The sequence below is a fragment of the Akkermansia sp. UBA7090 genome, assembly GCF_002493465.1.
Taxonomy (GTDB): Bacteria; Verrucomicrobiota; Verrucomicrobiia; order Verrucomicrobiales; family Akkermansiaceae; genus Akkermansia; species Akkermansia muciniphila_A.
Genome location: NZ_DKYW01000030.1, coordinates 32,142 through 53,131 on the forward strand (window position 1 = coordinate 32,142; position 20,990 = coordinate 53,131).

The following is a 20,990-nucleotide window of genomic DNA, read 5'->3' on the forward strand; positions in this document are numbered from 1 at the left end:
CAACTTGATTACTTGTTATTAAAACCGTTCTCCCTGTTAAGAACCTGCAGGGGACGCCGGGCACGTTCGTGTTCCGGAAATGCGGCCGCACAGCGTGCGGATGATTCTCTCCAGCCCCTCAAGCAGCAGCTTCCTGGGACAGGCGATGTTCAGGCGAATGAAGCGCCCCTCCGTTTCCCCATACATTTCCCCGCCGTTGACGAGCACCCGCCCCTCCTCTTCCAGCAGGCGGACGATCTCTGCGGAGGGAAGCCCCAGAGCGGAACAATCTACCCAGACCAGGTAGGTCCCCTCCAGCGGCGCCACACGGAGCTGCGGCTGGCGTTCGGCCAGCATATCGCGGACTATCTCGTAATTCCCGTAAAGGTAAAGCTTCAGTTCCTCCAGCCATTCCTCCCCGCCGTTATAAGCCGCTTCCAGGGCATCCACGGCAAAGGAATTGACGTCACACACCTCATTGATGTTGATGGCCTTGTCAATCCTCTTCCGGACTTCTTCATCCGCCGCGACGATATTGGCTATCTGAATGCCCGCCAGATTAAACGCCTTGCTGGGGGAAATACAGGTGACGGAATGGCGCAGGGCGTCCTCTGAAAGGGAAGCGAACGGCGTATAGGGATGGCCCGGATACGTCAGTTCGCAATGAATCTCGTCAGCCACTACGAAAACGCCGTTTCTCCGGCAAATGGCAGCCATCTCCTCCAATTCTTCCCTTGTCCAGACGCGCCCGGCGGGATTATGGGGATTGCACAGGAGCATCAGCTTGACGGCGGGATCGGACGCTTTACGTTCCAGCTCATCCGCATCCAGCTCATATCTGCCGTTCTCATATTTCAGAGGGCAGGTTTCCGCAACGCATCCGTTATTGCGGATGGAGGAAAAAAAGCAATTATACACAGGCGTCTGCACCAGCACCTTGTCTCCGGGAACCGTCAGGGCCCGTATGACGGCAGACAGCGCGGGAACCACCCCCGTGGTATAAATCATCCATTCCGGATTAATCTTCCAGCCGTGGCGGCGTTCAAACCAGTTCACGACCGCCTCATAATAGGAATCAGGAACCCGCGTATAACCGAAAATGCCGTGTTCGGCCCTTTTCCGGATGGCTTCCGTCACCGCCGGAGCCGTACGGAAATCCATGTCTGCCACCCACATGGGCAGAATATCCTCCCGGGGCATGGAATCCCACTTGTAGGAATTCGTGCCGCGGCGCGGAACAACAGTGTCAAAATCGTACTTCATGCGGCTTCTCCGGATTGTTTTTTTCCCGTTTCAATGGAGCAATTGGCCGGAGCCTTGCAATGCTCGTCCAGAATAATCTCCCCGTACTCTTCCGCGACGATGCGGCCGCTGCGCGGATTTTTGACGCTGTGCACACGCCCTTTGATTTCCGCATGCACGGAGGAATACTCAAAGCAGAGATCCGCATCCTCTCCGAGCGTGCAATTCTCCAAAACCAGGTTTTCCGCGTAGCACAACGCCTGCGTGCCGGAAATGCGGCAATTCACCAGACGAAGGTTCCTGGAATGCCAGCCCAGATACTCCCCATCCACTACGGAATCATACACCGTCACGTCCTCCGTATTCCAGAAAGCGTCCTTGGAATGTATTTCCGCATTCCGTATCACCACATTCCTGCAATATTGGAAAGAGTAATTTCCGTTCAGGCGGAAGCCGTCAACATCTATATTCTCCCCGTGCATGAACAGGTAATCCCCATGCTCCGCCTGCACGCCGCGAAGTTTCGCATTCCGGCAGTGCCAGCAGCATTCCAGGGCATCCGTCAAAACGACGTTCTCCAGAACCATCCCGTCCATATCACGGAACATCTTGGGCGCTTCCACGCGCGTATCCTTCATATGCAGATTCCGGGAATACCAGATAGCGGCCCGGGCGCCTTCCCTGAACAGACAATGTTCCACCAGCAGCCCGTCATTATGCCAGAAAGGATACTTCCCCCGGAACTCGCACCGTACGGCTTCAATGTCGGAGCATTCCTTCAGGGCGGATTCCCCCGGATAAATAATGACGTCTTCCAGCCTGAGATGGCGGGAAGCGAACAGGGGGCGTTCCCCTTCGTAGGAAGCATTTTTAATCATTCTCTTGGTCATGGCGATGATTTGATAAAAAGTCTGTTGTTTTTCATGATATGCCGTTTCAAACGGCGCCGGCCGGATTCCGGAAAAAGAAGGGAAAAGACGACGTCCGCGTACCATGCCTTCTTCTTTCTGCATTCAGGCTATTCCTTATAGTAACTATAATGCAAAAGATTTTTAGCACTTTCTGCTTCATCATTATTAATATATTAACATTCAATATACATTGACTGTCATAAAACTATTTCTCAACAGACAAAACCGGAAAAAACCTCTTCATTTTTCACGTTCCCCGCAGAAAGAGCATCTGTTACCCGGAAAAAATCCCGAAGAGGAAAGTTCCCCATTCCAGGCGGCATTTTCCGCCTCCAGCCTCCCGACCATTATCACAAGGCCCGGAATGATGAACAATACGGCCTCAGGGCCCATCATCCCCGCCTCAAATCCCGGCAAGACAGACCACCAGGGAACAGCCGGTCACGCTAGAATGAAACCGAACCGCTCCGGATAAACGGGAAGCGGCCACGCGGGGGAAAGTCACTCCTGTTCCATTTCATACGGCTCCCTCCGGCCAAAAATCCGGAACCAGCATGAGAATGCAATACTCCACGCCCCATACCCTTCCCCGGCTCTCCCATTAAAACTGTTTTGCTAATAAAAAACCGCCGGAACTCCGGCGGCTATTCCAATCGGAGCCTTTCAATACGGAAAACGCGCTCCGGCTCCCTTGAGCAAGGGCCGGCTTACGGTTTTATGGAACAGGAAGGCTTGGAAGCCTGCAAGGCGGAATTATCCATCTCAACAGCCAGCCAGAACACGCCGACAGCCATCAGGCCGAAAACGCAGGCTCCGGCGACGGAAAGAATGTTCATTACCAGCTTTCGCCGCTCCGCATCTTCCCAGCATTGACGAACCAGCGCCCGCAGCGCGCCGCAGACGGAACCGGAACAAACGCCCCGCTTTTCTTCCCGGGAGGGCTGTTTTCTGGGATGCAGATCGGACCTCATCATCACGGGATGCGGAAAAGGCTCCGGCTGCATTACGGAAAGGTCTAAAGGCATGTAGTTCATAACGCCTTTTTAACGATTTTCGTTAATTAGTCAACATATTTTAACGAATTTAATTTAATTCTTTCTATCGACAATTCACGAAAATCGTGTATCATCAAGCCATGACACCGACAAAAGGGGATGTGAAACGCTGGTTGAAAGCCATTGGGAAAAACCGTGACTGGCTTGCCTTGGAATGCGGTACGGAAAAAGGTACGGTGAATAACTGGCTCTCCCCCTCCGGCCCCTTTCCCGCCAGCGCCATGTTGAAAATCCAATCCCTGATGTCTCAATACAAAACGGTTCAACCGGAAAACGAACCTGTCCAGACCAATCGCCTCGTTCTGGAAATCACGGAAGAGCGCATGAGGAAATATGAACGGGCCGCCTCTGAAAAAGGCGTCCCCCTCCGCCAGTGGCTGACGGATTTGGCGGATGAAGCGGCGGAGGCATGCCAGCTGCGGCCAAAACGCTTCCCCTTGCTTCCCCAGGTCAGGCAATTCCCGTCCCATGCTGAACGAGCCAGGCGCAAATACAGTACGCAAATAATCGGCAACATCGCCGCAGGCTCCCTTGCGGAAAGCGACACCGTCCCGTCTACCATTTACATGGAAAGGCCCCTGAGTAAAAACGAATACGTGGTTCGCGTAGAAGGAAAATCCATGGAACCCCTCATCCCTGACGGCTCCCTGGTGGTCATGCGGCGCCATACCGCTCCGCCCATCCCCAAACCGGGCGCCATCGTGGAATACAACGACGGACGCGGCGTTACCCTGAAAAAACTGATCCGCAGGAAAAACGAGGAGACAGGAAAAACGGAATACGTGCTGCGGCCCATCAACCCCGTATTCAAGGACATAACCCCCATGGACGGCGGCAGTATCTCCGGAATATATGTGGAAACGCTTGTAAACTACCGCAAAGGTTGAGCATTCCGCTCTCCTGCCAGCCCCTCTTTCCTATTCCGCAAAAATGCCGCAGCGCAGAAAAAACAGGCCGGAAACTCTTGTCTACGGAAATCGGACGGGCAGCAATCAACACCCTGCTCTTCCCGGCATCCTTACAAAACCGTTTTCATTCTGACGGGATTCCCGGTCGCTTGCATCTTCCTCTGCATGAGTGGCTCGCCCCTACGGAAAACCGCCGTTCATTCCGCTCATCTTCCTGCCGGAGGATAAGGCGGGAAACGCCTGTTGAAAGAATCTGCAGGGAGAAAGGGTATTTGGTTAGGCAGCTCGGCAACCGCGTCTTCGGAGAACCTGCATCCACCTGAAAAACGGAACATGAGCAGCCGGTTTTTCACCTTAAAACAAAAACAGCATCGAACAACAGCTTCTCTCATGTTGAAAACGCAGCATCCGCCCATTCCCCCAGGCAGTGAAAAACACCACTACCACATTCTTGACGGCTTGCGCGGCGTGGCCGCCATTGTCGTCGTATGGTTCCACATCTTTGAAGCCTACGCCACCAGCCATGTGGACCAAATCATCAACCACGGCTACCTGGCCGTCGATTTCTTCTTCATGCTTTCCGGCTTTGTCATCGGCTACGCCTACGACAACCGCTGGAAAACGATGACGACCCGGGAATTCCTCAAACGCCGCCTTATACGCCTGCAGCCCATGGTGGCGATAGGAGCGCTCATCGGCGCGCTCATCTTCTATTTCCAGGGCTGCCCCGTATGGGACGTATCGCAGGTGGCGGTCATTTCCCTGTTCGCCGCCACCTTCGTCAACATTCTGCTCATTCCGTCACCTCCCGGCATGGAAATCCGGGGTCTGGGAGAAATGTACCCGCTCAACGGCCCGAGCTGGTCCCTGTTCTTTGAATACATCGGCAACCTTCTTTATGCCCTCTTCATCCGGAAACTCTCCACCCGCTCCCTGGCAATACTGGTTGTCGCGGCCGGATGCGGTCTTGCCTCCTTCAGCTTCTGGGGCCCCAACGGAGACATATGCTCCGGATTCTCCATGACCGACACGGAATGGACGGGCGGCTCCCTGCGCCTGTTGTACTCCTTCTCAGCCGGGCTGCTCCTGTTCCGCCTGTTCAAGCCGTTCAACGTCAGGAACTCTTTCTGGTTGTGCGGACTGTCCCTGGCCCTTCTGCTGGCCGTTCCTCGGCTGGGAGGACAAAATGCTTTCTGGATGAACAGCCTCTATGAAACAGCGTGTTTCGCGGTATTTTTCCCGCTCATCCTCCTCTTCGGCGCTTCCGGTAAAATAACAGACCCCCGTACGGATAAAATATGCCGTTTCCTGGGCAACATCTCCTACCCCCTGTACATGGTGCATTACCCGTTCATCTACTTGTACTATGCATGGGTGAAAAACGAAAAGCTTTCCTTCCCGGCCTCCCTTCCCGGGGCTCTGGCCGTCGTCATTGGAAGCATCCTGCTGGCCTGGCTCTGCCTGAAACTCTATGATGAACCGGTCCGTAAATATTTGACGGCGCTGTTCTTAAAAAGAAAAGTCCTTCCAAAGAAAACTCCCGTCATTCAGGAAAACGGTCTTCCGCAATAATTCCTCGCCTTCCGGTGGAGAGCAACAAAGGCGGGACAGCGCATAAAACTTCGTCGCAAACAAGATATCCGGCTCTTGTTTCGCCGTTGCAAGGATAAACAAACCGCCATATCCTTTCTCCGCTCTTTCAAACAATGAAGCGGAAACACCGCTGTTCAGGCAAATCCGTTATTCCCGCATCAAACCAGCCGGAATAAAAAATGGAGCGGATGATGGGATTCGAACCCACGACATCAACCTTGGCAAGGTTGCGCTCTACCCCTGAGCTACATCCGCTTTAAATGAGCCAGCGAACCGGAAATGGCCGCTGACAGATTTATACGCCTGTCACGGGAAAAAGCAACCTTTATTTTGTCTATTTCCTCATCCGCATTCATCCCACGCTCTGCCGAACTGCATCAAAATGCGGCTTATCAATGAAATTCTCTCGTCAGACGCAAGGACGCATTCTATGCTGTGACGGCATGAAAGAACTCCTCATTACCCTTATTACGCTGGCAGGCCTGTTTATCGGCGTATATTACCATGATTCCCTGGTGGGCGGAGGACAGGAAGACCAGCAGCAGAAGACGGAAACTTCCGTCTCTGAGCAATAATCCCCGGCAACCATGATCCCGGCTCTCCGGCTCCCCTGTTTTTCCGCCATTCTCTGCGGCACGGCATTACTGGTTCCGCCAGCTCCGGCACAATCCGCTGATGGAGCCGGCCTCCTGGCTTCCACCCCGCAATCCATAGAAGACTTGCGGCAAATTGAACACCGGCTTCAGCAAATGCTTCCCCGGGTCCTCCCCGCCCTGGTCTGCATTGAAATCAACAACGGCAGCGGCTCCGGCATCCTGGTTTCGGAAAAAGGCCTGGTTTTTTCAGCGGCCCACGTCGTGGACAAAAAAGGCACTACGCTCAAAATCATCCTGCCGGATGGAACGTGCCTGCCTGGAAAAACTACGGCGCAAAACAGTAATTCGGATGCAGGCATGGCCAAAACCACGTCCAAATTGGACAGGGACCTGCCCTGCGTGGAAAAAGCGGAAGAAATGCCTCGTGTGGGGGACTGGGTATTCGCGCTGGGGCACGGCGGAGGTCTGGATCGGAAACGCGGCCCGATGGTGCGCCTGGGAAGGGTGGTTTCCCTCAAAGACGGCGTCATTCAGACGGACTGCAAGTTGATTCGCGGAGATTCCGGCGGACCTCTTTTCAATCTGGATGGAAAGCTGATTGGCATTCACAGCCGGGTCGGTTCCGGTCTTGAAGACAATCTTCACGTGCCCATGAAGGATTTCGATGCTCTGACGGAGGAGGCAGCGGAAGAAAAGCCCTCCCTGACGCCGGCACCGGAACAGGACAGCCAGCCATTCACCCCTAAGCCATCATGAAATGTTCTTTCTGCGTCTGCCTGTCTCCCCTGGCCTTCTTCCTGTTTCATCCCGCTCTGGCGGCAGGAAACAGCGGGAGCCTGGATTTTGAACAGAGAATCAACGGAAAAGCCGTTCTGAAAATCATCGAACCCATCCGCGAACGTCTTCAGGACTTGAGCGCGGTTTTCTTTTCCGGTCATGATGTTGTGATTTACGGCATTGTGCTTAGCCCGGACGGCTATATCGCCACCAAGGCCTCGGAACTCCATTCCTACAGGGATCTGACTATCCGGGTAGGTTCTTCCAAATATGGGCAGTTCAGGGAAATTGGCTCGGACCCGTCCACAGACATCGCGGTAGTGAAAGTGGAAGCCTCAGGCCTGCGCGCCCCCGGCCCCGTCAGCAATGATGCAGCCATGGGAACCCTGGTGGTAAGCAACGGTTCCACCACCCGTACTTCCAGACGGCCCCAGCTGGGAACCCTTAGCGCGGCGCAGCGCCCCATCCCGAATGGAGATACCGCCTATCTGGGCGTCGTCTTCGGCGCCCCCTGTTCCATTCAGGAAGTTATCAAAGACGGACCCGCGGCCCAGGCCGGAGCCATGGCCGGAGATGAGATTCTGGCGGTGGACGGCACGCCCATTACTGCGCTGAATGCCGTTTTCCCCATCCTGTCCGGGAAAAAAGTGGGGGAAAAAGTGACGCTGGACGTCAAACGCAAGGATAAAAGGTTATCCTACACCATCACGCTGGGTTCCAGACGTCAGGCCCTGGGAGAAAACGTTCCTGAGGATTCCAATGACCTGATCAGCGGCGGCTTCAGTAAACGCAGGGATGATTTTCCTATGGTCCTCCAGCATGACACCCCTTCCCGGTGCACGCTGATGGGAGGCCCGCTGCTCAACCTCAAAGGGGAACTCATCGGCATGAACATCGCCAGAGTGAACCGGGCGGAAAATTACGCCCTTCCCGTCAGCCTGGTGCAGAAAAGCGTGCAAAACATCCTGAAAAACGCGCCTCAGCCGGAAAAATAACTCAGGGAAATACCGGAATATTTCCTTTTTCCCGTACGGGAGAAGCAGCGCATTTGCCTTTTCCTGTTCCCTGCATGGCTCTCAGGAAACCCGGACGGATTCACATGCCGGGAACGTCAGCGGCATCCGGCACCGTCTTGGGCTTCACGGTAGGATCATAATGGACGGCTCCCGTCACACGCACGCTGCCGTCCGGGAGAAAGATCATGGAGGGAGCTCCCACCACCTTTTTATAGTACTGGAGCTTCTCCATCGTTCCCCGGTAGTTGATGCGGGAATACGCGCTCAGCATGGGAGTAGTTGGGAAGAAGACATGGACATTCGCCTTGCCGTCCACCATGCACTGCGGACGCGTGGTCCCCAGCCAGTCCCCGATGCACACGGCATTGTAGGCCACTCCCGTATCCGGATCCTTCGTCTGCACATACAACTTCTGGATCCCCCGCACGGCAATGGTGCAAACGGAAAAAGTGCACCGCTTGGCACTGGCCGGAATAGCTACGGTCTGGGACCACATGGGCGTTCCCGTCCGGACGGCAAACAGGGATTTCTGGGAAGCAAACATGTCCTTCTGGTTGGGCATTTTGACAACGGCCTGCACATGGTAGTTGCCCTCACGGGACAAGTCATAGAAATGGCGCAGATCAATCTTGCGGGAAACGCTCATGCCGGCCGGAACCTTGAGAGGCGGAAACAGGGCAAACTTGGACTGTGGGAGTTCCGCCCCCGCAGTGGAATGCTCCACATGGATATCCAGCCAGGAGGAATATTCCTGGCTTTTCAGTTCCACGGGCACGCCGGAATTGTTGGTAATGGTCAGCCTCATATACATGGCTTCCCCGCTGAGGAAGGTCTTCTTTTCCGGAACGACTTTCACGTAAATCTGGGCCAGGGCCCCGGACGCGCCCAGCAGGGCCAGCAGCATGGCAAGGATATGTTTCATGATATTGGTATGTTAAGTATTGTTATTAAACAAGTCAGCGGACATCCCGCACGATTCTGAACCCCAGGTTGTCCCGGCTTTCACCGCGGGAGCGCAGGTATTCCACCCGGTTGGAGATGCCGGGTTGCCTCCAGTCTCCGCCGCAGGCCACCGGCCCCGGAGGCTCCTTCACGCGCGCAGGATCCTTTTCCATGGAAGAAGTCCATTCCATCACGCCGGAAGCCATGCCGCATACGCCGGTCTTTAAATCGTAATCATTGCTGTATCTGTCAATCACCAGCGTCTTGTCACCCTTTTCACCCGTTTCCATCATCTTTCCCAGGGCCATCCATTCCCCACGCTCAGGCAGGCGGTAGCGCGGTTCTCCAGGGGCCACGGGCTTCCATCTCGCATACGCCCAGGCATCCCAGAAAGTAACGTTGACGACGGGAGAGCGGGGCGTTATTTTCCTGCCTTTCCATTTGCCTCCCGGCATGGAAGCCGCCTTCCACATAGCCTCCCAGTCCCGGGGAATATGGGAGGCAGTCCTCTTGTCCGGCTGATCCGGATGGGAATATTCCTCCCTCAGCTCCGGAGTAAGGCGTACCCACTGTTCCAAAAACAGGCGGTAGGATTCCAGGGTAATTTCATGGGCCCCCACAATCAGTTCCCCGCCTCCGGGAAAAGTTACGCGGACTTCCGTATGATCGCTGGCGGAAAAATCGGGATAATGTTTAGGAGACGGAACATGGGGGCAGGATACGGTTTCCTTTTCCCGGGGGAATAACAGAAGAACGGCAGCCGCGGCTATTCCCGCGCCCAGCAGGCCCGTTCCGGCCCAAAGCAGCCGTTTTCCTGCTTTTCCGCGGGATTCCGCGGGGACGGTATAGCGGTGGGTGGTCACCCGGGGGGAAAGCCCCAGCTGCTCACGGACCGCAGCGACCAGCTCCATAACCTGGTCCCATTGCATCGGCTTTCCGTTCTGCCCTTCCCTCATCCATTCCAGCAGGGTGCGCAGCCGCGTGGTTCCGGGCACATCCGGCGTCACCAGAGGCGGCAGGTCAACGCCCAGGCGCTTCATCTGGGTTCGGGACATTTCTTCGTGAAAGTCACCGGGCACGGCCGTATTCATCAGCCGCACGGAGGACTTGTCATCCAGGAAAATGTGACGCGGCTCCATGATATTGAAAGCGGTCCGCAGACGTTCATACCTGCCGCACATATTGCCAACCGTTTCAATCACTTTCAGCAAATCCTTCATGGACAGGGTCTGCCCGCGGTCCAGCAAGGCCTGGAGGGACGCGCCTCCCAGTTGTTCGCTGGTGACGAACCAGTATCCCTGGGCCTGGGACGCTTCATAGACGGTGCCCAGCACCGGAGCATTGATGACGGCGCGCGTGCGGGCCTTCATCAGGAAATCCTCCACGCCTACCCCCTCCGGATTGCCCGGATCCAGCAGCTCCAGGAACACGGAACGGTCCATGCCCTGCTGGATGGCCTGATAAAGAATCCCACCGCGCGTGCGGCCAATGAATGCCACCAGCGTGTAGTCGCCAAAATTGTGGGGAAGGTCAAACATGGACAAATCAGGCATCAGGGAGGCAAAAGGGATTCATAAGAATCAGAAACCGGAGCCGCTTCTACAGGGGGAAGCAAGCCGCCGTCATAAATCTCGGGCAGTCCGGAAGGGGAACTCTGATTCATCTGTTCCAGTAAAAATAGCACGGGCGGGGAAGCATGGCAATCCATCGGTTCTCCCTTGTAATACAATTTAGCGGTATATCCGTAATACTTCAGGCTTCCATAAGCGATCGTCTCTTCTTCCGTCAAAGGGGGCATGTAGTAGGTTATTTCCATGATTTCCTCACCGTCCGCCCAATCCGCAGGTTCCGTAACGCATCGGGAAGAAGGTTCGGGCGCGTGCGTCTTTTCCACTTTCTTCCCATTCACTTTGTCAAAAAACTGGACAATGACGCGCAAATCCTCCGGCCTGACATTCAGGCCGTCCTTCATCAGAATAGGCACCATCAGTTTGACGCGCTCCCCGGCGGGGCATTCCGGATCCCGGTATTCCAGAATAGTGCCGAAGGACATATCCCCCCGCAAATCCGCCGGGCTGGAAAAGCCGGCCTGGAGGTGCCGCGCCGCACGCGCAAAATATTTTCCCGCCTTCTCCCGCTGGGTATATACTTTCAGAAAAAACTCCCGTGACTTATCCGCGTTCCTCAGCCATTCATAGGTGAGTCCGTAATAATAAAGCACCACCGGGTTATCAGGTTCCAGCCTCATGGCCTGCTCCAGCTTCACGACCGCCACTTTAAGGTCTCCTTCAATCTGGGCGTACCGGGCCGCCTTGACAAGCTCCGCCACTTCTTCCGTCATGGGGGGCATGACATCATCCGGATTCTCGGCGGGAAGGGATGCCCCGCTGGAGGCGCCCCCCCCTCCCGCAACAGCCGCGGCAGCCGGAACTGAATCGGCTGCCGGATCTGACAAATCGGCTTCCCGGAGCATTTCTTCCACGGAACGGGGCTTTTCAGAAGGGGATGCCGGAGCGCTCACCCTATGTACCGTCTCATCAGCCGCTCCATCCCCAACGACTCCGCCCGGGCTCTCCGGTTTCTCCCGGGCCGGAACGGGGACAGGCTTTTCCACCACTTTTTCCACCACCATGGTACGGACAGACAGGCTGAAAGAAACGCCCACCATCAGCAACAGGACAAACACCAGCCCCCCCAGCGTCCAGCAGGCGACGCAGAACGCGCGGTCATTAGCGCCCTTTTCCGGTGGAAGAGACCCGCTCATACGGCACGTTCCTCGTCCTCTTTCCGGGCAGGCGACCCGCCGGCATCGGGAATCTCTTCATAATCCACTATTTCTCCTCTGTAGAGAGACAGAAGAGCCTTCATGAAATCTTCCGCGTTATGGGGAGAATCCTCCTTCCGGAAACCGCCGTAAGTCAGACCGTCCAGCCTGATGCGGGCGCCTCCGCATTCCGGCTTCAGCGTCGCTATGGCCAGCCCTTTCAGTTTCCATCTGCGCAAATCCAGACGGGCAATGTCATCCACGCGGAAAACCACCCCGGCGGCCGTCACCTCTTCCCCGTTCAGGGCCATCTTCCTGCCGCGCGTTCTCACCAGGAAAAACAGAGCCACCATGGCAAGCGCCATGCAAATGCACCCGGCCACCCACTGCTCAAAAATTTTGGAGGCGTCATACGGATGGTCCACCGGCTTGATGGGATAGTGCTTCTCTCCGGAATAGGATTGCCACGCAGCGCTCCAACCCTTGCCGGGAGCGGACATCAGACTGTAATCCGCCAAAATGGCAGGCCACGGCATCGCGTTCCTGTCCACGCCGGAAGGGATCTCGTATCCCTCCGGAAATTTCACGGTGCGCGCCAGAACAATGCGCTCCCAGTCCTCTGCGGACGCCCCTTTTCCGCTCACCTCGCGGTCAAACACGGCTCCAGCGTCCACGAACGCCTTGTGCATGAAAAACTCCAGATTTTTTTGAGGGTATCCGGTGGACGCATCATAATAAAAATACACTCCGAACCCCAGAAACATGAGAGCCATGATAACCGCCCTGCCGGTAAACCACATGGTCGGCTTACATTCTACCGTGTCAGACTGCATGTTTCCTACATACCAGCAAATCCATGCCCTTGACCATAAAAAAAAGCTCGCCTCCTCCACCTTTGCGGGAACGGGGAACTTCCTGCCGGGAAAGCATCCGGAAAATCTTTCCCTGCCTTCTTCTTGGCTTGATTTATTTTGTGAAAGTTAAATAATAGCACGCGCAGGCGTTCCCCGCTCCGGCAAAAAGGAGTGGAAACGCTGCAATCCCTTACGCCGGCCTGCATTATTTTTTCCGCATATGAGACCAAGTCACCCTCAATACCGCCGCATGGACGCCGAACCCGGCTACAATTCCCAGGCAGACGACCAGATGGACGCCGATATGGAACAGGCCCAGCTAAGACTGGAACAGCTGCGGAAGGAAAAGGAGGAAGTGGAAAACTCCCGCCGCCGCCTGGAAGAAAGCCACATGCGCAAAGCCAGGTTTATGGACCAGCAGAATGAGCTGGGCGACCGCATGGTCAACGCTACAGACCTCATCGGCCGGGAAGTGGAAAGCCTCCGCCAGGAAAGCAATGAACTGGAACAAATCCATATGGCGCTGACGCGCAGCCTGAAAATGCTCAGCACCGTGCGTCCGGACGAATGGCCTATTGAAAATACGGACAACCTGATCAGCCAGGGCCAGCAGGTCATTGACCGTTGCGAGGAGGAATTCGCGGATGCCGTCCAGCAGTGCGCGCGCATGCAGCATACCAAAGTGCTCACCGGGGTGCGCCGCTCCAGCAAAGTGCGCATCAGCTCCCGCGAATTCATGACCCAGTTCCTCCAGGGTCTTTCCTTTCATCTTCCCCTGCTCCTGATTGCCCTCATCATTCTCTTTTTCATCTGGATTTTCAGCCCTTCCGCATCATGATTAAAAGAAAAACCAAACGCCGTTCCTCAGAACTGGCAGAACTGGATCGCGCCTCACGGGAAATTGAGAGCCGCATCCAGGAATTGGAAGCCTCTCTCAAACGCCCGGCCCAGCAGACCCGCATGCGCCTGGACCGCAATACCATGCCGCCTCCCGACCGCGTTCGGGAAGGCAACCAGAACCGGGCTCTGCGTGCCGTAGTGGCCCGTGACGGACGCGCCACCAACATGAGGCGGGAGCTGCGTGAAAACTTCATGCTGCTGGGCCTGCTGGTCTGCGCCATCGCCGCCTCCTTCTGCTGGATCGTCCGTCTGCTGGAACAGCAGTAGGAGGACCCTGCCCCCCTCTTTTCCGCACCTTTCCTATATTTTATACCATGAGCACGCCCCAAATAGACGTAGCCTACATTGCCAAACTGGCGCGCATTGATCTGACAGAGGAAGAAACAGCCCTCTTCTCCAAGGATCTGGACAAAGTCCTGGCCTATATCACCAAGCTGGAATCCTACGATGTCACGGGCATCGCCCCCATGAACCATCCTCTCCCGGCAATGGATGTCATGCGCGAAGACATTCCTGAAACCGGCTTCACCCAGGAAGAAGCCCTCTCCAATGCTCCCCAGCAGTCCCAGGGACAGTTCCGCACACCCAAGGTGGTGGAATCCGCCTGATCTTCCCGTCTCTTTTCACGTTTCAACCGTCTTTACCTTTTCCCTCCCATGTCAAGAATTCAAGGCACCCTGACCCAGTGGCGCGACCGTCTGCGCCGCAAGGAACTTTCCCCTGCCGAACTGGTCAACCTGACGGCGGACGCCATCGAGGCGGACCGGACAACCAACGCCTATATCTCCTTTGACCGCGAAGCAGCCCTCCGGGCCGCGGCTGGGGCGGATATTTCCAGCCCCCTGGCCGGCATCCCCATCGCCGTGAAGGACAACATCAATGTCCTGGGCCAGCCGACGCGCTGCGCCTCCCGCCTTCTTTCCCCTTATGTCTCTCCCTATGACGCCACTTCCATCCGCCTGCTGAAAGCAGCGGGCGGCATCCCGCTGGGCCGCACGAACATGGATGAATTCGCCATGGGGGCCAGCGGAGAAAACTCCGCTTACGGCATCACGCGCAACCCGAACGCCCCGGACCGCATCCCGGGCGGTTCCTCCAGCGGCTCCGCTGCCGCCGTCGCATCCGCTACCGCCATTGCCGCACTCGGTTCCGACACGGGCGGCTCCATCCGGCAGCCGGCCGGGCACTGCGGCATTGTGGGCCTCAAGCCCACCTACGGGCGCGTTTCCCGTTACGGGCTGGTGGCGTTCGCCTCTTCCCTGGACCAGATCGGCCCCATGACCCAAACAGTCGAAGACGCAGCCATCCTGCTCCAGGCCATCTCCGGACACGACCGGAAAGACTCCACATCCGCAAACTGCCCCGTGCCGGACTTTGAAGCCGCGCTGGGCCGCGACGTCAAAGGGCTGAAAGTGGGCATCCCTTCGGAATACTTTACCTCCGGCAACCATCCGGGCATTTCCGAGGCTGTGCAAAACACCGTGAAACAGCTGGAAAACCTGGGTGCGGAGCTGGTGGAAATCAATCTGCCCCACGCGGACGCCGTCGTCGCCGCCTACTATATCATCGCCTGCGCGGAAGCGTCTTCCAACCTCTCCCGGTTTGACGGCGTGCGCTACGGCAAGAGAGCGGAAGACGCCGCCGGACTGGTGGAACTCTTCTCACGCACCCGTGAAGAAGGATTCGGGCCGGAAGTCAAACGCCGCATCATCCTGGGCACCTACGTGCTCAGCTCCGGTTACTATGACGCCTACTACTCCCGCGCTCAAAAAGTCCGCTCCCTGGTCGCCAGAGACTTTGCGGAAGCTTTTTCCAAGGCGGACATCATCGTAGGCCCCACCTCTCCCGCGCCCGCTCCCAAAATCGGAGATTCCGCGATGGACCACCTCCAGACCTATCTGGCGGACATCTACACAATCCCCGCCAACCTGGCTGGCCTCCCCGCCATGTCCATTCCCTGCGGAACCGTTAAGGAAAACGGCATGGAACTTCCCGTGGGCTTTCAGATAATGGCGCCCCATTTCCGGGAAGACCTCCTGTTGAAAACCGGATTTGCCCTTGGGAAATAATAGGATTTTTTCAACGTAAATGCCCGGCATACTGTCTCACCGCTATCAAGAATCATGGATACCCGAGAATTCAACGAAATTATCGCCGCGAACTCATCGTGGATTTCTGCTCTCAGAACGGAGGTTGGTAAAGTGGTCATCGGCCAGCAGGCGCTTGTGGACAGATTAATACTCAGTCTTCTCTGCAAGGGGCACGTTCTGCTGGAAGGCGTTCCCGGCCTTGCCAAGACGCTTTCCGTCAAAGCCATGGCGGGCACGCTGCATGCACAGTTTGCCCGCATCCAGTTCACTCCGGACCTTCTTCCGGCAGATCTGCTGGGCACCATGATCTATAATCCGGAAGAAAGGCAGTTCACAGCCAAAAAAGGCCCGGTCTTCGCCAATCTCATTCTGGCGGATGAAATCAACCGCGCCCCGGCCAAAGTGCAATCCGCCCTGCTGGAAGCCATGCAGGAACGCCAGGTGACCCTGGGCGAAACCACCTACCGCCTCCCGGATCCCTTCCTGGTGCTCGCTACACAAAACCCGATTGACCAGGAAGGCACCTACCAGCTCCCGGAAGCCCAGCTTGACCGTTTCCTCTTCAAGGTGCTGGTCACCTACCCAACGCGCGAAGAAGAACTTCAGGTTCTGGACCTCATGGCCAGCTCCGCCAAACCGCCGGAAACCTCCCCGGTCACCACGCCGGAGCAGGTGGCGGCCTCCCGCGACCTGGTAAACCAGATTTATATTGACGACGCCGTACGCGGCTACATCGTGGACCTGGTGCGCGCCACCCGTTTCCCGGAAACGGTGGACGTGAAGCTGCGCGGCCTTATCCGCGCAGGGGCGTCACCCCGCGCTACCATCAACCTGGCTCTGGCCTCCCGCGCCAATGCCTTCATGCACCATCGTTCCTTCGTCACTCCACAGGACATCAAAGACCTGGCCCATGATATCCTGCGCCACCGCATCCTGCTTTCCTATGAGGCAGAAGCGGAAAATATTTCCACGGACGACGTCATCGACCACATCCTGACGAAAGTTCCCGTGCCGTGACGGCAGGAGGCGCACGCTTCCGCATCCGCCTTGATCCTTCAAACCCCGAGGGGCGCCTTGCCGAAACCTGATTGAACCCAAACAGGGAGAATCATTTCATGGATAAAGCCTCAGACATTCTCAAGCGCGTACGCCGCATTGAATTGCGCGCCAGGCATCTGGCCACGGAAAACTTCGCCGGGCAATACCAGTCCGGCTTCCGCGGGCAGGGGCTGGACTTTGACGACTTCCGGGAATACATGCCGGGGGACGACCCCCGCTTCATTGACTGGAAAGTGACGGCCAGGATGAACTCCCCATTTGTCCGCCGTTTCCGGGAGGAACGGGAACAGGCCGTCATTCTGGCGGTGGACGTCAGCGGCTCCATGCATTACGCCTCTTCCGCGGCCCGCGTCTCCAAGCTGGACTATGCGGCGGAAGTAGCGGCAGTGCTCGCTTTCAGCGCTGCCCAAAGCGGGGATAAATGCGGTCTCCTTATCTACGGGAACAGCCGCTCCCATTACATCCCCCCGGCCAAGGGAGTGAAGCAAACCCTGCGCATCGTCCGCGAAATCGTAGCGAGCAAAAACGATGGGGCCGACCAGAACATTTCCGATGTAGCCCGGCAGCTTGTCCTTTCCCAGAAAAAAGCGGCCATGGTCATCATGATCAGTGACTTCTGGGGCGAGACCAACAAAGTCGCCCTGGGGCAACTCAACTTCAAGCACGACTTCATCCCCATCCGCATCGCAGACCCGATGGAACTGCATTTGCCTGACGCCGGGCGCGTCATCCTGAAAGACCCGGAAACCGGAAAAAGCATGTTCCTGAACCTTTCCCGCCAGGATGTCCGGGAAGCCCACGCCAACGCCGTGCATCTGCACCGTGAAAAATGGACGCAGGATTTCCGCCGCCTGGGCATCGACTTCCTGGACTTTCAGACCACGGAAAACTTCATGCCTCCTCTCCGGGCCCTTTTTGCCAGAAGATCCCGTAAATTTTCACGCTAATCCTTCTCTCCGCCAGCCATGCCGACACCTGTCACCATCCAGCCCCCCCCTTCGGCCATTCCGGAACCGCCGGCGTTTCCCTCCCTGATGGAAACACAATCCCCGGACGCCTATTTTCAAGCGGGCTTTTGGGATGCGTGGGGCATCTGGATCATATTGGCCTTCATCCTGCTGGCCGTCGCCATCGCCGTCATCGTGCTCATTCGCAGGAAAGGACGCCTCCCCGCCGCGCCGCTCAGCCCGGCGGAAACCGCTATCCGGGACATCTCGGCGCTCCGGAACACGCATCCCTCCCTCAGGCAGGCCGCCGTGGAATTTTCCCTGATCCTCCGCAAATACCTGGTGGGAGAAACCAAAGACCCGGCGCTATATGAAACCCAGCAGGAATTCAACCGCCGGGCGGATGCGCTCACCGCGCTGGCTTCCGAACTACAGGCCCCCACGCGAGATTTGCTGGACCGCATGGCTTCTCTCAAATATGAACCGGACACCCCGGAAAATGATTCCATGGTCAACGAATTGGCGGATGCCACGGTCCAACTCATCAATGACATAGAGGCGGACGCCCACCGGACGAAGGAAGAAACGGACCTTGTCGTCAAAAAATCTTCACCCCGCTTCAACCAACGCTAGCATACCATGACGGAACACTTCCAATTTGCACAACCTGAATGGCTCTATGCCCTACCCTTCATCTTGTGCCTCATCATCCTCCGCCGCAGGCGCGGGGCGGAAGGCTCCATCACCTATCCTACCGTGCGTTTCATCGCTTCCCTGGCGCGCGCGCCGCAATCCCTGGCTGGGAAAATAGGCGCCCTTTGCTTCGTTCTGGCGGCTGCCGCCATCGCCATCGCCCTGGCGCGCCCCCAGCACGTGGAAGACAAAACCTTCCGGACAGTCAACGGCATCGACATCATGATCGCCTTTGACCTTTCCTACTCCATGGAAACGCCGGACATGGTTCTCAACCGCATGCCCATCAACCGGCTGGTAGCCGCCAAACATGTCATCACCCAATTCGTTGACAGCCGTCCGGACGACCGCATCGGCATCGTGGGATTCGCCGGGAAAACCAAATCCTTCTGTCCGCTCACGCTGGACCACGCCCTGGTCAACAGCATCATCAGGGATTTCCATCCGCGCATGATCCAGGCGGACGGCACGGCCATCGGCTCCGCCATTGCGGCGGCGGCCACCCGGCTGGACGACCGCAAGGACACCAAATCAAAAATCATCATCCTGGTGACGGACGGCGCCTCCAACTCCGGCCAGATATCCCCGCTGGTAGCGGCGGAAAACGCGGCCAAGCTGGGCATTAAAATTTATACTATCGCTGTGGGCACGGAAGAAGGGACCCTGGCGAACGGCATGGTGGTGCAAAGTGAATTTGACGAACCCACCCTGCGGAAAATAGCCCAGCTCACGGGCGGAGAACACTTCCGGGCCACCAATATGGCATCCTTCAATAAAGCGTTCACCTCCATCGGCAAGCTGGAGAAAAGCGAGGCCAAAGTGCAAACCGTCCGCCACATTGAAGAATACTTCATGTACTTCCTTGTAACGGGAGCCGCGCTGACGCTTCTGGGCCTCTCCCTGCAAGTACTTAAACCGGCGCCCGCCCCGTAACACGATCTTCATCCGTCATGACTTTCCTTTATCCCAACGTTCTGTACGCGCTCATTCTCCCTGCCCTGCTCGCGGCGGCGGCCTGGTGGCTGTGGCGCCGCCGTTCCAGAAAATGGGAAGTGCTCGTCTCTCCGGAATACCGGCGGGAACTGGTTCACGCTCCGGCCACCTGGCACCGGGTGCTCCCCGTCATCTTTGCCGTGCTGGCATCCATCTTCGCCATCCTCTCCATGGCGCGTCCGGTGGACGGCTACACGGAGGTAAAGGAAATTCCCAAATCGCGCAACATCCTCATTGCTATTGACTGCTCCCGCTCCATGCTCAGCAAGGATGCCTCCCCGACCCGCCTGGGAAGGGCGAAAACCGCCGCGTACGACCTGCTGGACGCCCTGCCGGGGGACAACTTCGGCATCATCATCTTCTCCGGGGACGCCGTCCTGCTCATGCCCCTTACCCATGACCATAACGCATTAAAAGAAACCATTGAGCAACTTCAATTCGGCTGGGTTTCCCAAGGGGGAACCAACCTGGAAAACGTCGTGCGCCTGGCCCTTCAAACTTTCAAGCGGGACAAGGAAGCGGACGCCAAAAACGCCCTCGTCATCCTCAGCGACGGGGAAGACACCGTCAACATCACCTATAAGACGGCGGAAGCCGCACGGCAGCACCAGCTTATCATCGTGACGGCGGGCATCGGCACAACCATCGGCACCACTATCCCGGATGAACAATCCCCCTCCGGCCTGTACCGGGACCGTCGCGGCCAGCACGTCGTCTCCAAGCTCAATCCGGAAAGCCTGCAATACCTGGCCAGGCAAACGGAAGGCCAGTATGTCCAACTCTCCGACGGAGCGGCGCTGAACCGCTTCGTCAAGGACATCGCGGACCGGCTGGACGCCACGGAAGGCAGGGAAGAAGTGCGCCGCGTGCCGAATGACCGCTACATCATCTTTGCCGTTCCGGCCCTCATCTGCCTGATCCTCACCCTTCTGGCGGGAACACGCTGGCGCTCCTTCCGCCGTTCCGTGCGCCGCGGTATGACGGCTCTGACTGTTGCGGCGTTGTTCTGCGCCGGACTGCTGGGCCCGGAAGCGCGGGCGGACATGCACGCCCTGGACAATGTTACGGATTTGATCCGCACGGGAAAAACGGAAGAAGCCGTCAAGTCCATTGATGAAATGCTCGCTGTTCCCGACCTGGCGGAAGAAACACGCCAGGCCCTGGAATTCGCCAAAGGATGCCTGTCACAAAAAGCTGATAACCCCAAGGAAGCCGCGGAGGCTTTCTCCCAGGCGCTTCTTTCTCCCAAACCCGCGCTCCAGGCGGATTCCCACTTCAACCTTGGCAACCTGGAAGCCGCCCAGGCCCGCAAAACCATGACCTTCTCCAGGCCGGAAGGGGAACAGCAGCAGGCCCGGCCCTCTTCCATTGACGACCAGATTAAGGAAATTGATGCCCGGCTGGCAAAAATACCCGTTGCGAAAAAACATGTTAAGGAAGCCGTCAAGCGCTTTGACGACGCGCTCTCCGCCTATGGTTCCCATGAAGGAGCAGCATCCAACAAAGAGGAAATGCTCCGTTATGATCAATCCCTGGACGAATACCGCCGGCAGCTGGAAGAGTTAAAGAAGAAATTGGAAGAAGAAAAGAAAAAACAACAGGACCAGAACAAGGACCAGAACAAGGCCCAGAACAAGGCCCAGAACAAGGACCAGAACAAGGACCAAGACA

At 56.9% G+C, this 20,990-nt stretch carries 22 protein-coding genes and 1 tRNA gene; 15 read left to right on the plus strand and 8 right to left on the minus strand.

The features are described 5' to 3' along the window. Window positions 1-36: 36 nt before the first annotated feature. From B3075_RS09905 to B3075_RS09915, 3 genes are all read right to left on the minus strand, one after another. Window positions 37-1,242, minus strand: coding sequence for a MalY/PatB family protein (locus B3075_RS09905; protein ID WP_290487872.1), 1,206 nt, complete (start codon window positions 1,240-1,242; stop codon window positions 37-39). Then, entirely contained in the window at window positions 1,239-2,111 is an 873-nt protein-coding gene (locus tag B3075_RS09910) for a DUF3737 family protein (RefSeq protein WP_290487870.1), read from the minus strand. The genes B3075_RS09905 and B3075_RS09910 overlap by 4 nt, the downstream gene beginning before the upstream one ends. A gap of 728 nt (window positions 2,112-2,839) precedes the next feature. Then, complete coding sequence (locus tag B3075_RS09915) at window positions 2,840-3,157, minus strand: hypothetical protein (RefSeq protein ID WP_143245586.1); 318 nt, start codon at window positions 3,155-3,157, stop codon at window positions 2,840-2,842. Between the two features lie 110 nt (window positions 3,158-3,267). Between B3075_RS09915 and B3075_RS09920 the strand changes: the two genes are divergently transcribed. Together B3075_RS09920 and B3075_RS09925 are read left to right on the plus strand one after the other, a co-directional pair. After that, complete coding sequence (locus B3075_RS09920) at window positions 3,268-4,074, plus strand: LexA family protein (RefSeq protein WP_290487867.1); 807 nt, start codon at window positions 3,268-3,270, stop codon at window positions 4,072-4,074. A 411-nt stretch (window positions 4,075-4,485) separates the two neighbouring features. Next, a complete protein-coding gene (locus B3075_RS09925) occupies window positions 4,486-5,667 on the plus strand; it encodes an acyltransferase family protein (protein ID WP_290487865.1) in 1,182 nt (393 codons plus the stop codon). 201 nt (window positions 5,668-5,868) lie between these two features. On the opposite strand, the gene B3075_RS09930 is transcribed toward B3075_RS09925, so the two are convergent. Beyond that, window positions 5,869-5,943: transfer RNA gene (locus B3075_RS09930), tRNA-Gly, on the minus strand. 188 nt (window positions 5,944-6,131) lie between these two features. Here B3075_RS09930 and B3075_RS09935 point away from each other — a divergent pair. The 3 genes from B3075_RS09935 to B3075_RS09945 are packed head-to-tail and all read left to right on the plus strand — an operon-like array spanning window position 6,132 to window position 8,056. Continuing rightward, on the plus strand, window positions 6,132-6,263 hold the full coding sequence (locus B3075_RS09935) for a hypothetical protein (RefSeq protein ID WP_256943693.1): 132 nt from the start codon (window positions 6,132-6,134) through the stop codon (window positions 6,261-6,263). A 12-nt stretch (window positions 6,264-6,275) separates the two neighbouring features. Continuing rightward, window positions 6,276-7,040, plus strand: a complete 765-nt coding sequence (locus tag B3075_RS09940; RefSeq protein WP_290487862.1) for a S1 family peptidase — start codon at window positions 6,276-6,278, stop codon at window positions 7,038-7,040. After that, complete coding sequence (locus tag B3075_RS09945) at window positions 7,037-8,056, plus strand: PDZ domain-containing protein (RefSeq protein ID WP_290487861.1); 1,020 nt, start codon at window positions 7,037-7,039, stop codon at window positions 8,054-8,056. The genes B3075_RS09940 and B3075_RS09945 overlap by 4 nt, the downstream gene beginning before the upstream one ends. 100 nt (window positions 8,057-8,156) lie before the next feature. On the opposite strand, the gene B3075_RS09950 is transcribed toward B3075_RS09945, so the two are convergent. The 4 genes from B3075_RS09950 to B3075_RS09965 are packed head-to-tail and all read right to left on the minus strand — an operon-like array spanning window position 8,157 to window position 12,556. Next, the gene (locus B3075_RS09950; RefSeq protein WP_290487860.1) at window positions 8,157-8,999 is read right to left on the minus strand and encodes a hypothetical protein; all 843 of its coding nucleotides are present in this window, start codon (window positions 8,997-8,999) and stop codon (window positions 8,157-8,159) included. A 34-nt stretch (window positions 9,000-9,033) separates the two neighbouring features. Further along, complete coding sequence (locus B3075_RS09955; RefSeq protein WP_290492087.1) at window positions 9,034-10,572, minus strand: SUMF1/EgtB/PvdO family nonheme iron enzyme; 1,539 nt, start codon at window positions 10,570-10,572, stop codon at window positions 9,034-9,036. Next, window positions 10,572-11,783, minus strand: a complete 1,212-nt coding sequence (locus B3075_RS09960) for a tetratricopeptide repeat protein (protein ID WP_290487856.1) — start codon at window positions 11,781-11,783, stop codon at window positions 10,572-10,574. Before B3075_RS09960 ends, B3075_RS09955 begins: the two co-directional genes overlap by 1 nt. Next, the gene (locus B3075_RS09965) at window positions 11,780-12,556 is read right to left on the minus strand and encodes a hypothetical protein (protein WP_290487854.1); all 777 of its coding nucleotides are present in this window, start codon (window positions 12,554-12,556) and stop codon (window positions 11,780-11,782) included. The genes B3075_RS09960 and B3075_RS09965 overlap by 4 nt, the downstream gene beginning before the upstream one ends. On the opposite strand from B3075_RS09965, the gene B3075_RS09970 reads away from it, so the two are divergent. The 10 genes from B3075_RS09970 to B3075_RS10015 form a co-directional block, all read left to right on the plus strand. Beyond that, on the plus strand, window positions 12,555-12,767 hold the full coding sequence (locus B3075_RS09970; RefSeq protein ID WP_290487852.1) for a hypothetical protein: 213 nt from the start codon (window positions 12,555-12,557) through the stop codon (window positions 12,765-12,767). The two genes, B3075_RS09965 and B3075_RS09970, sit on opposite strands and share 2 nt — an antisense overlap. A 120-nt stretch (window positions 12,768-12,887) precedes the next feature. Continuing rightward, window positions 12,888-13,475: a hypothetical protein gene (locus B3075_RS09975; RefSeq protein WP_290487850.1), complete on the plus strand. Its 588-nt coding sequence runs from the start codon at window positions 12,888-12,890 to the stop codon at window positions 13,473-13,475. Further along, window positions 13,472-13,804 (plus strand): hypothetical protein, encoded by a 333-nt coding sequence (locus B3075_RS09980; protein ID WP_094136257.1) that lies wholly within the window; start codon window positions 13,472-13,474, stop codon window positions 13,802-13,804. The genes B3075_RS09975 and B3075_RS09980 overlap by 4 nt, the downstream gene beginning before the upstream one ends. Window positions 13,805-13,851: 47 nt before the next feature. Beyond that, the gene (gatC, locus tag B3075_RS09985; protein ID WP_012420815.1) at window positions 13,852-14,145 is read left to right on the plus strand and encodes an Asp-tRNA(Asn)/Glu-tRNA(Gln) amidotransferase subunit GatC; all 294 of its coding nucleotides are present in this window, start codon (window positions 13,852-13,854) and stop codon (window positions 14,143-14,145) included. A gap of 48 nt (window positions 14,146-14,193) precedes the next feature. Continuing rightward, complete coding sequence (gene gatA / locus B3075_RS09990; protein WP_290487821.1) at window positions 14,194-15,606, plus strand: Asp-tRNA(Asn)/Glu-tRNA(Gln) amidotransferase subunit GatA; 1,413 nt, start codon at window positions 14,194-14,196, stop codon at window positions 15,604-15,606. A 54-nt stretch (window positions 15,607-15,660) separates the two neighbouring features. Next, window positions 15,661-16,644, plus strand: a complete 984-nt coding sequence (locus B3075_RS09995; protein ID WP_094136259.1) for an AAA family ATPase — start codon at window positions 15,661-15,663, stop codon at window positions 16,642-16,644. Window positions 16,645-16,742: 98 nt separating this feature from the next. Further along, a complete protein-coding gene (locus B3075_RS10000) occupies window positions 16,743-17,633 on the plus strand; it encodes a DUF58 domain-containing protein (protein WP_290487820.1) in 891 nt (296 codons plus the stop codon). 18 nt (window positions 17,634-17,651) lie between these two features. Continuing rightward, window positions 17,652-18,266 (plus strand): DUF4381 family protein, encoded by a 615-nt coding sequence (locus B3075_RS10005; RefSeq protein WP_290487818.1) that lies wholly within the window; start codon window positions 17,652-17,654, stop codon window positions 18,264-18,266. Window positions 18,267-18,272: 6 nt separating this feature from the next. Beyond that, window positions 18,273-19,259 (plus strand): VWA domain-containing protein, encoded by a 987-nt coding sequence (locus B3075_RS10010; RefSeq protein ID WP_290487816.1) that lies wholly within the window; start codon window positions 18,273-18,275, stop codon window positions 19,257-19,259. 17 nt (window positions 19,260-19,276) lie between these two features. Beyond that, window positions 19,277-20,990 (plus strand): vWA domain-containing protein (locus tag B3075_RS10015; protein ID WP_290492088.1); only part of this gene is annotated, 1,714 nt, incomplete at its 3' end.

Coding starts and splice junctions, on each gene's coding strand:
- B3075_RS09995 (WP_094136259.1), top strand. CDS start 15,661: ATGGATACCCGAGAATTCAACGAAATTATCGCCGCGAACTCATCGTGG.
- B3075_RS09960 (WP_290487856.1), bottom strand. CDS start 11,783: ATGAGCGGGTCTCTTCCACCGGAAAAGGGCGCTAATGACCGCGCGTTC.
- B3075_RS09945 (WP_290487861.1), top strand. CDS start 7,037: ATGAAATGTTCTTTCTGCGTCTGCCTGTCTCCCCTGGCCTTCTTCCTG.
- B3075_RS10005 (WP_290487818.1), top strand. CDS start 17,652: ATGCCGACACCTGTCACCATCCAGCCCCCCCCTTCGGCCATTCCGGAA.
- B3075_RS09935 (WP_256943693.1), top strand. CDS start 6,132: ATGAAAGAACTCCTCATTACCCTTATTACGCTGGCAGGCCTGTTTATC.
- gatA (WP_290487821.1), top strand. CDS start 14,194: ATGTCAAGAATTCAAGGCACCCTGACCCAGTGGCGCGACCGTCTGCGC.
- B3075_RS09915 (WP_143245586.1), bottom strand. CDS start 3,157: ATGCCTTTAGACCTTTCCGTAATGCAGCCGGAGCCTTTTCCGCATCCC.
- B3075_RS09910 (WP_290487870.1), bottom strand. CDS start 2,111: ATGACCAAGAGAATGATTAAAAATGCTTCCTACGAAGGGGAACGCCCC.
- B3075_RS09905 (WP_290487872.1), bottom strand. CDS start 1,242: ATGAAGTACGATTTTGACACTGTTGTTCCGCGCCGCGGCACGAATTCC.
- B3075_RS09925 (WP_290487865.1), top strand. CDS start 4,486: ATGTTGAAAACGCAGCATCCGCCCATTCCCCCAGGCAGTGAAAAACAC.
- B3075_RS10010 (WP_290487816.1), top strand. CDS start 18,273: ATGACGGAACACTTCCAATTTGCACAACCTGAATGGCTCTATGCCCTA.
- B3075_RS09975 (WP_290487850.1), top strand. CDS start 12,888: ATGGACGCCGAACCCGGCTACAATTCCCAGGCAGACGACCAGATGGAC.
- B3075_RS09940 (WP_290487862.1), top strand. CDS start 6,276: ATGATCCCGGCTCTCCGGCTCCCCTGTTTTTCCGCCATTCTCTGCGGC.
- B3075_RS09950 (WP_290487860.1), bottom strand. CDS start 8,999: ATGAAACATATCCTTGCCATGCTGCTGGCCCTGCTGGGCGCGTCCGGG.
- B3075_RS09980 (WP_094136257.1), top strand. CDS start 13,472: ATGATTAAAAGAAAAACCAAACGCCGTTCCTCAGAACTGGCAGAACTG.
- B3075_RS10000 (WP_290487820.1), top strand. CDS start 16,743: ATGGATAAAGCCTCAGACATTCTCAAGCGCGTACGCCGCATTGAATTG.
- B3075_RS09920 (WP_290487867.1), top strand. CDS start 3,268: ATGACACCGACAAAAGGGGATGTGAAACGCTGGTTGAAAGCCATTGGG.
- B3075_RS09955 (WP_290492087.1), bottom strand. CDS start 10,572: ATGCCTGATTTGTCCATGTTTGACCTTCCCCACAATTTTGGCGACTAC.
- gatC (WP_012420815.1), top strand. CDS start 13,852: ATGAGCACGCCCCAAATAGACGTAGCCTACATTGCCAAACTGGCGCGC.
- B3075_RS09970 (WP_290487852.1), top strand. CDS start 12,555: ATGATAACCGCCCTGCCGGTAAACCACATGGTCGGCTTACATTCTACC.
- B3075_RS09965 (WP_290487854.1), bottom strand. CDS start 12,556: ATGGCTCTCATGTTTCTGGGGTTCGGAGTGTATTTTTATTATGATGCG.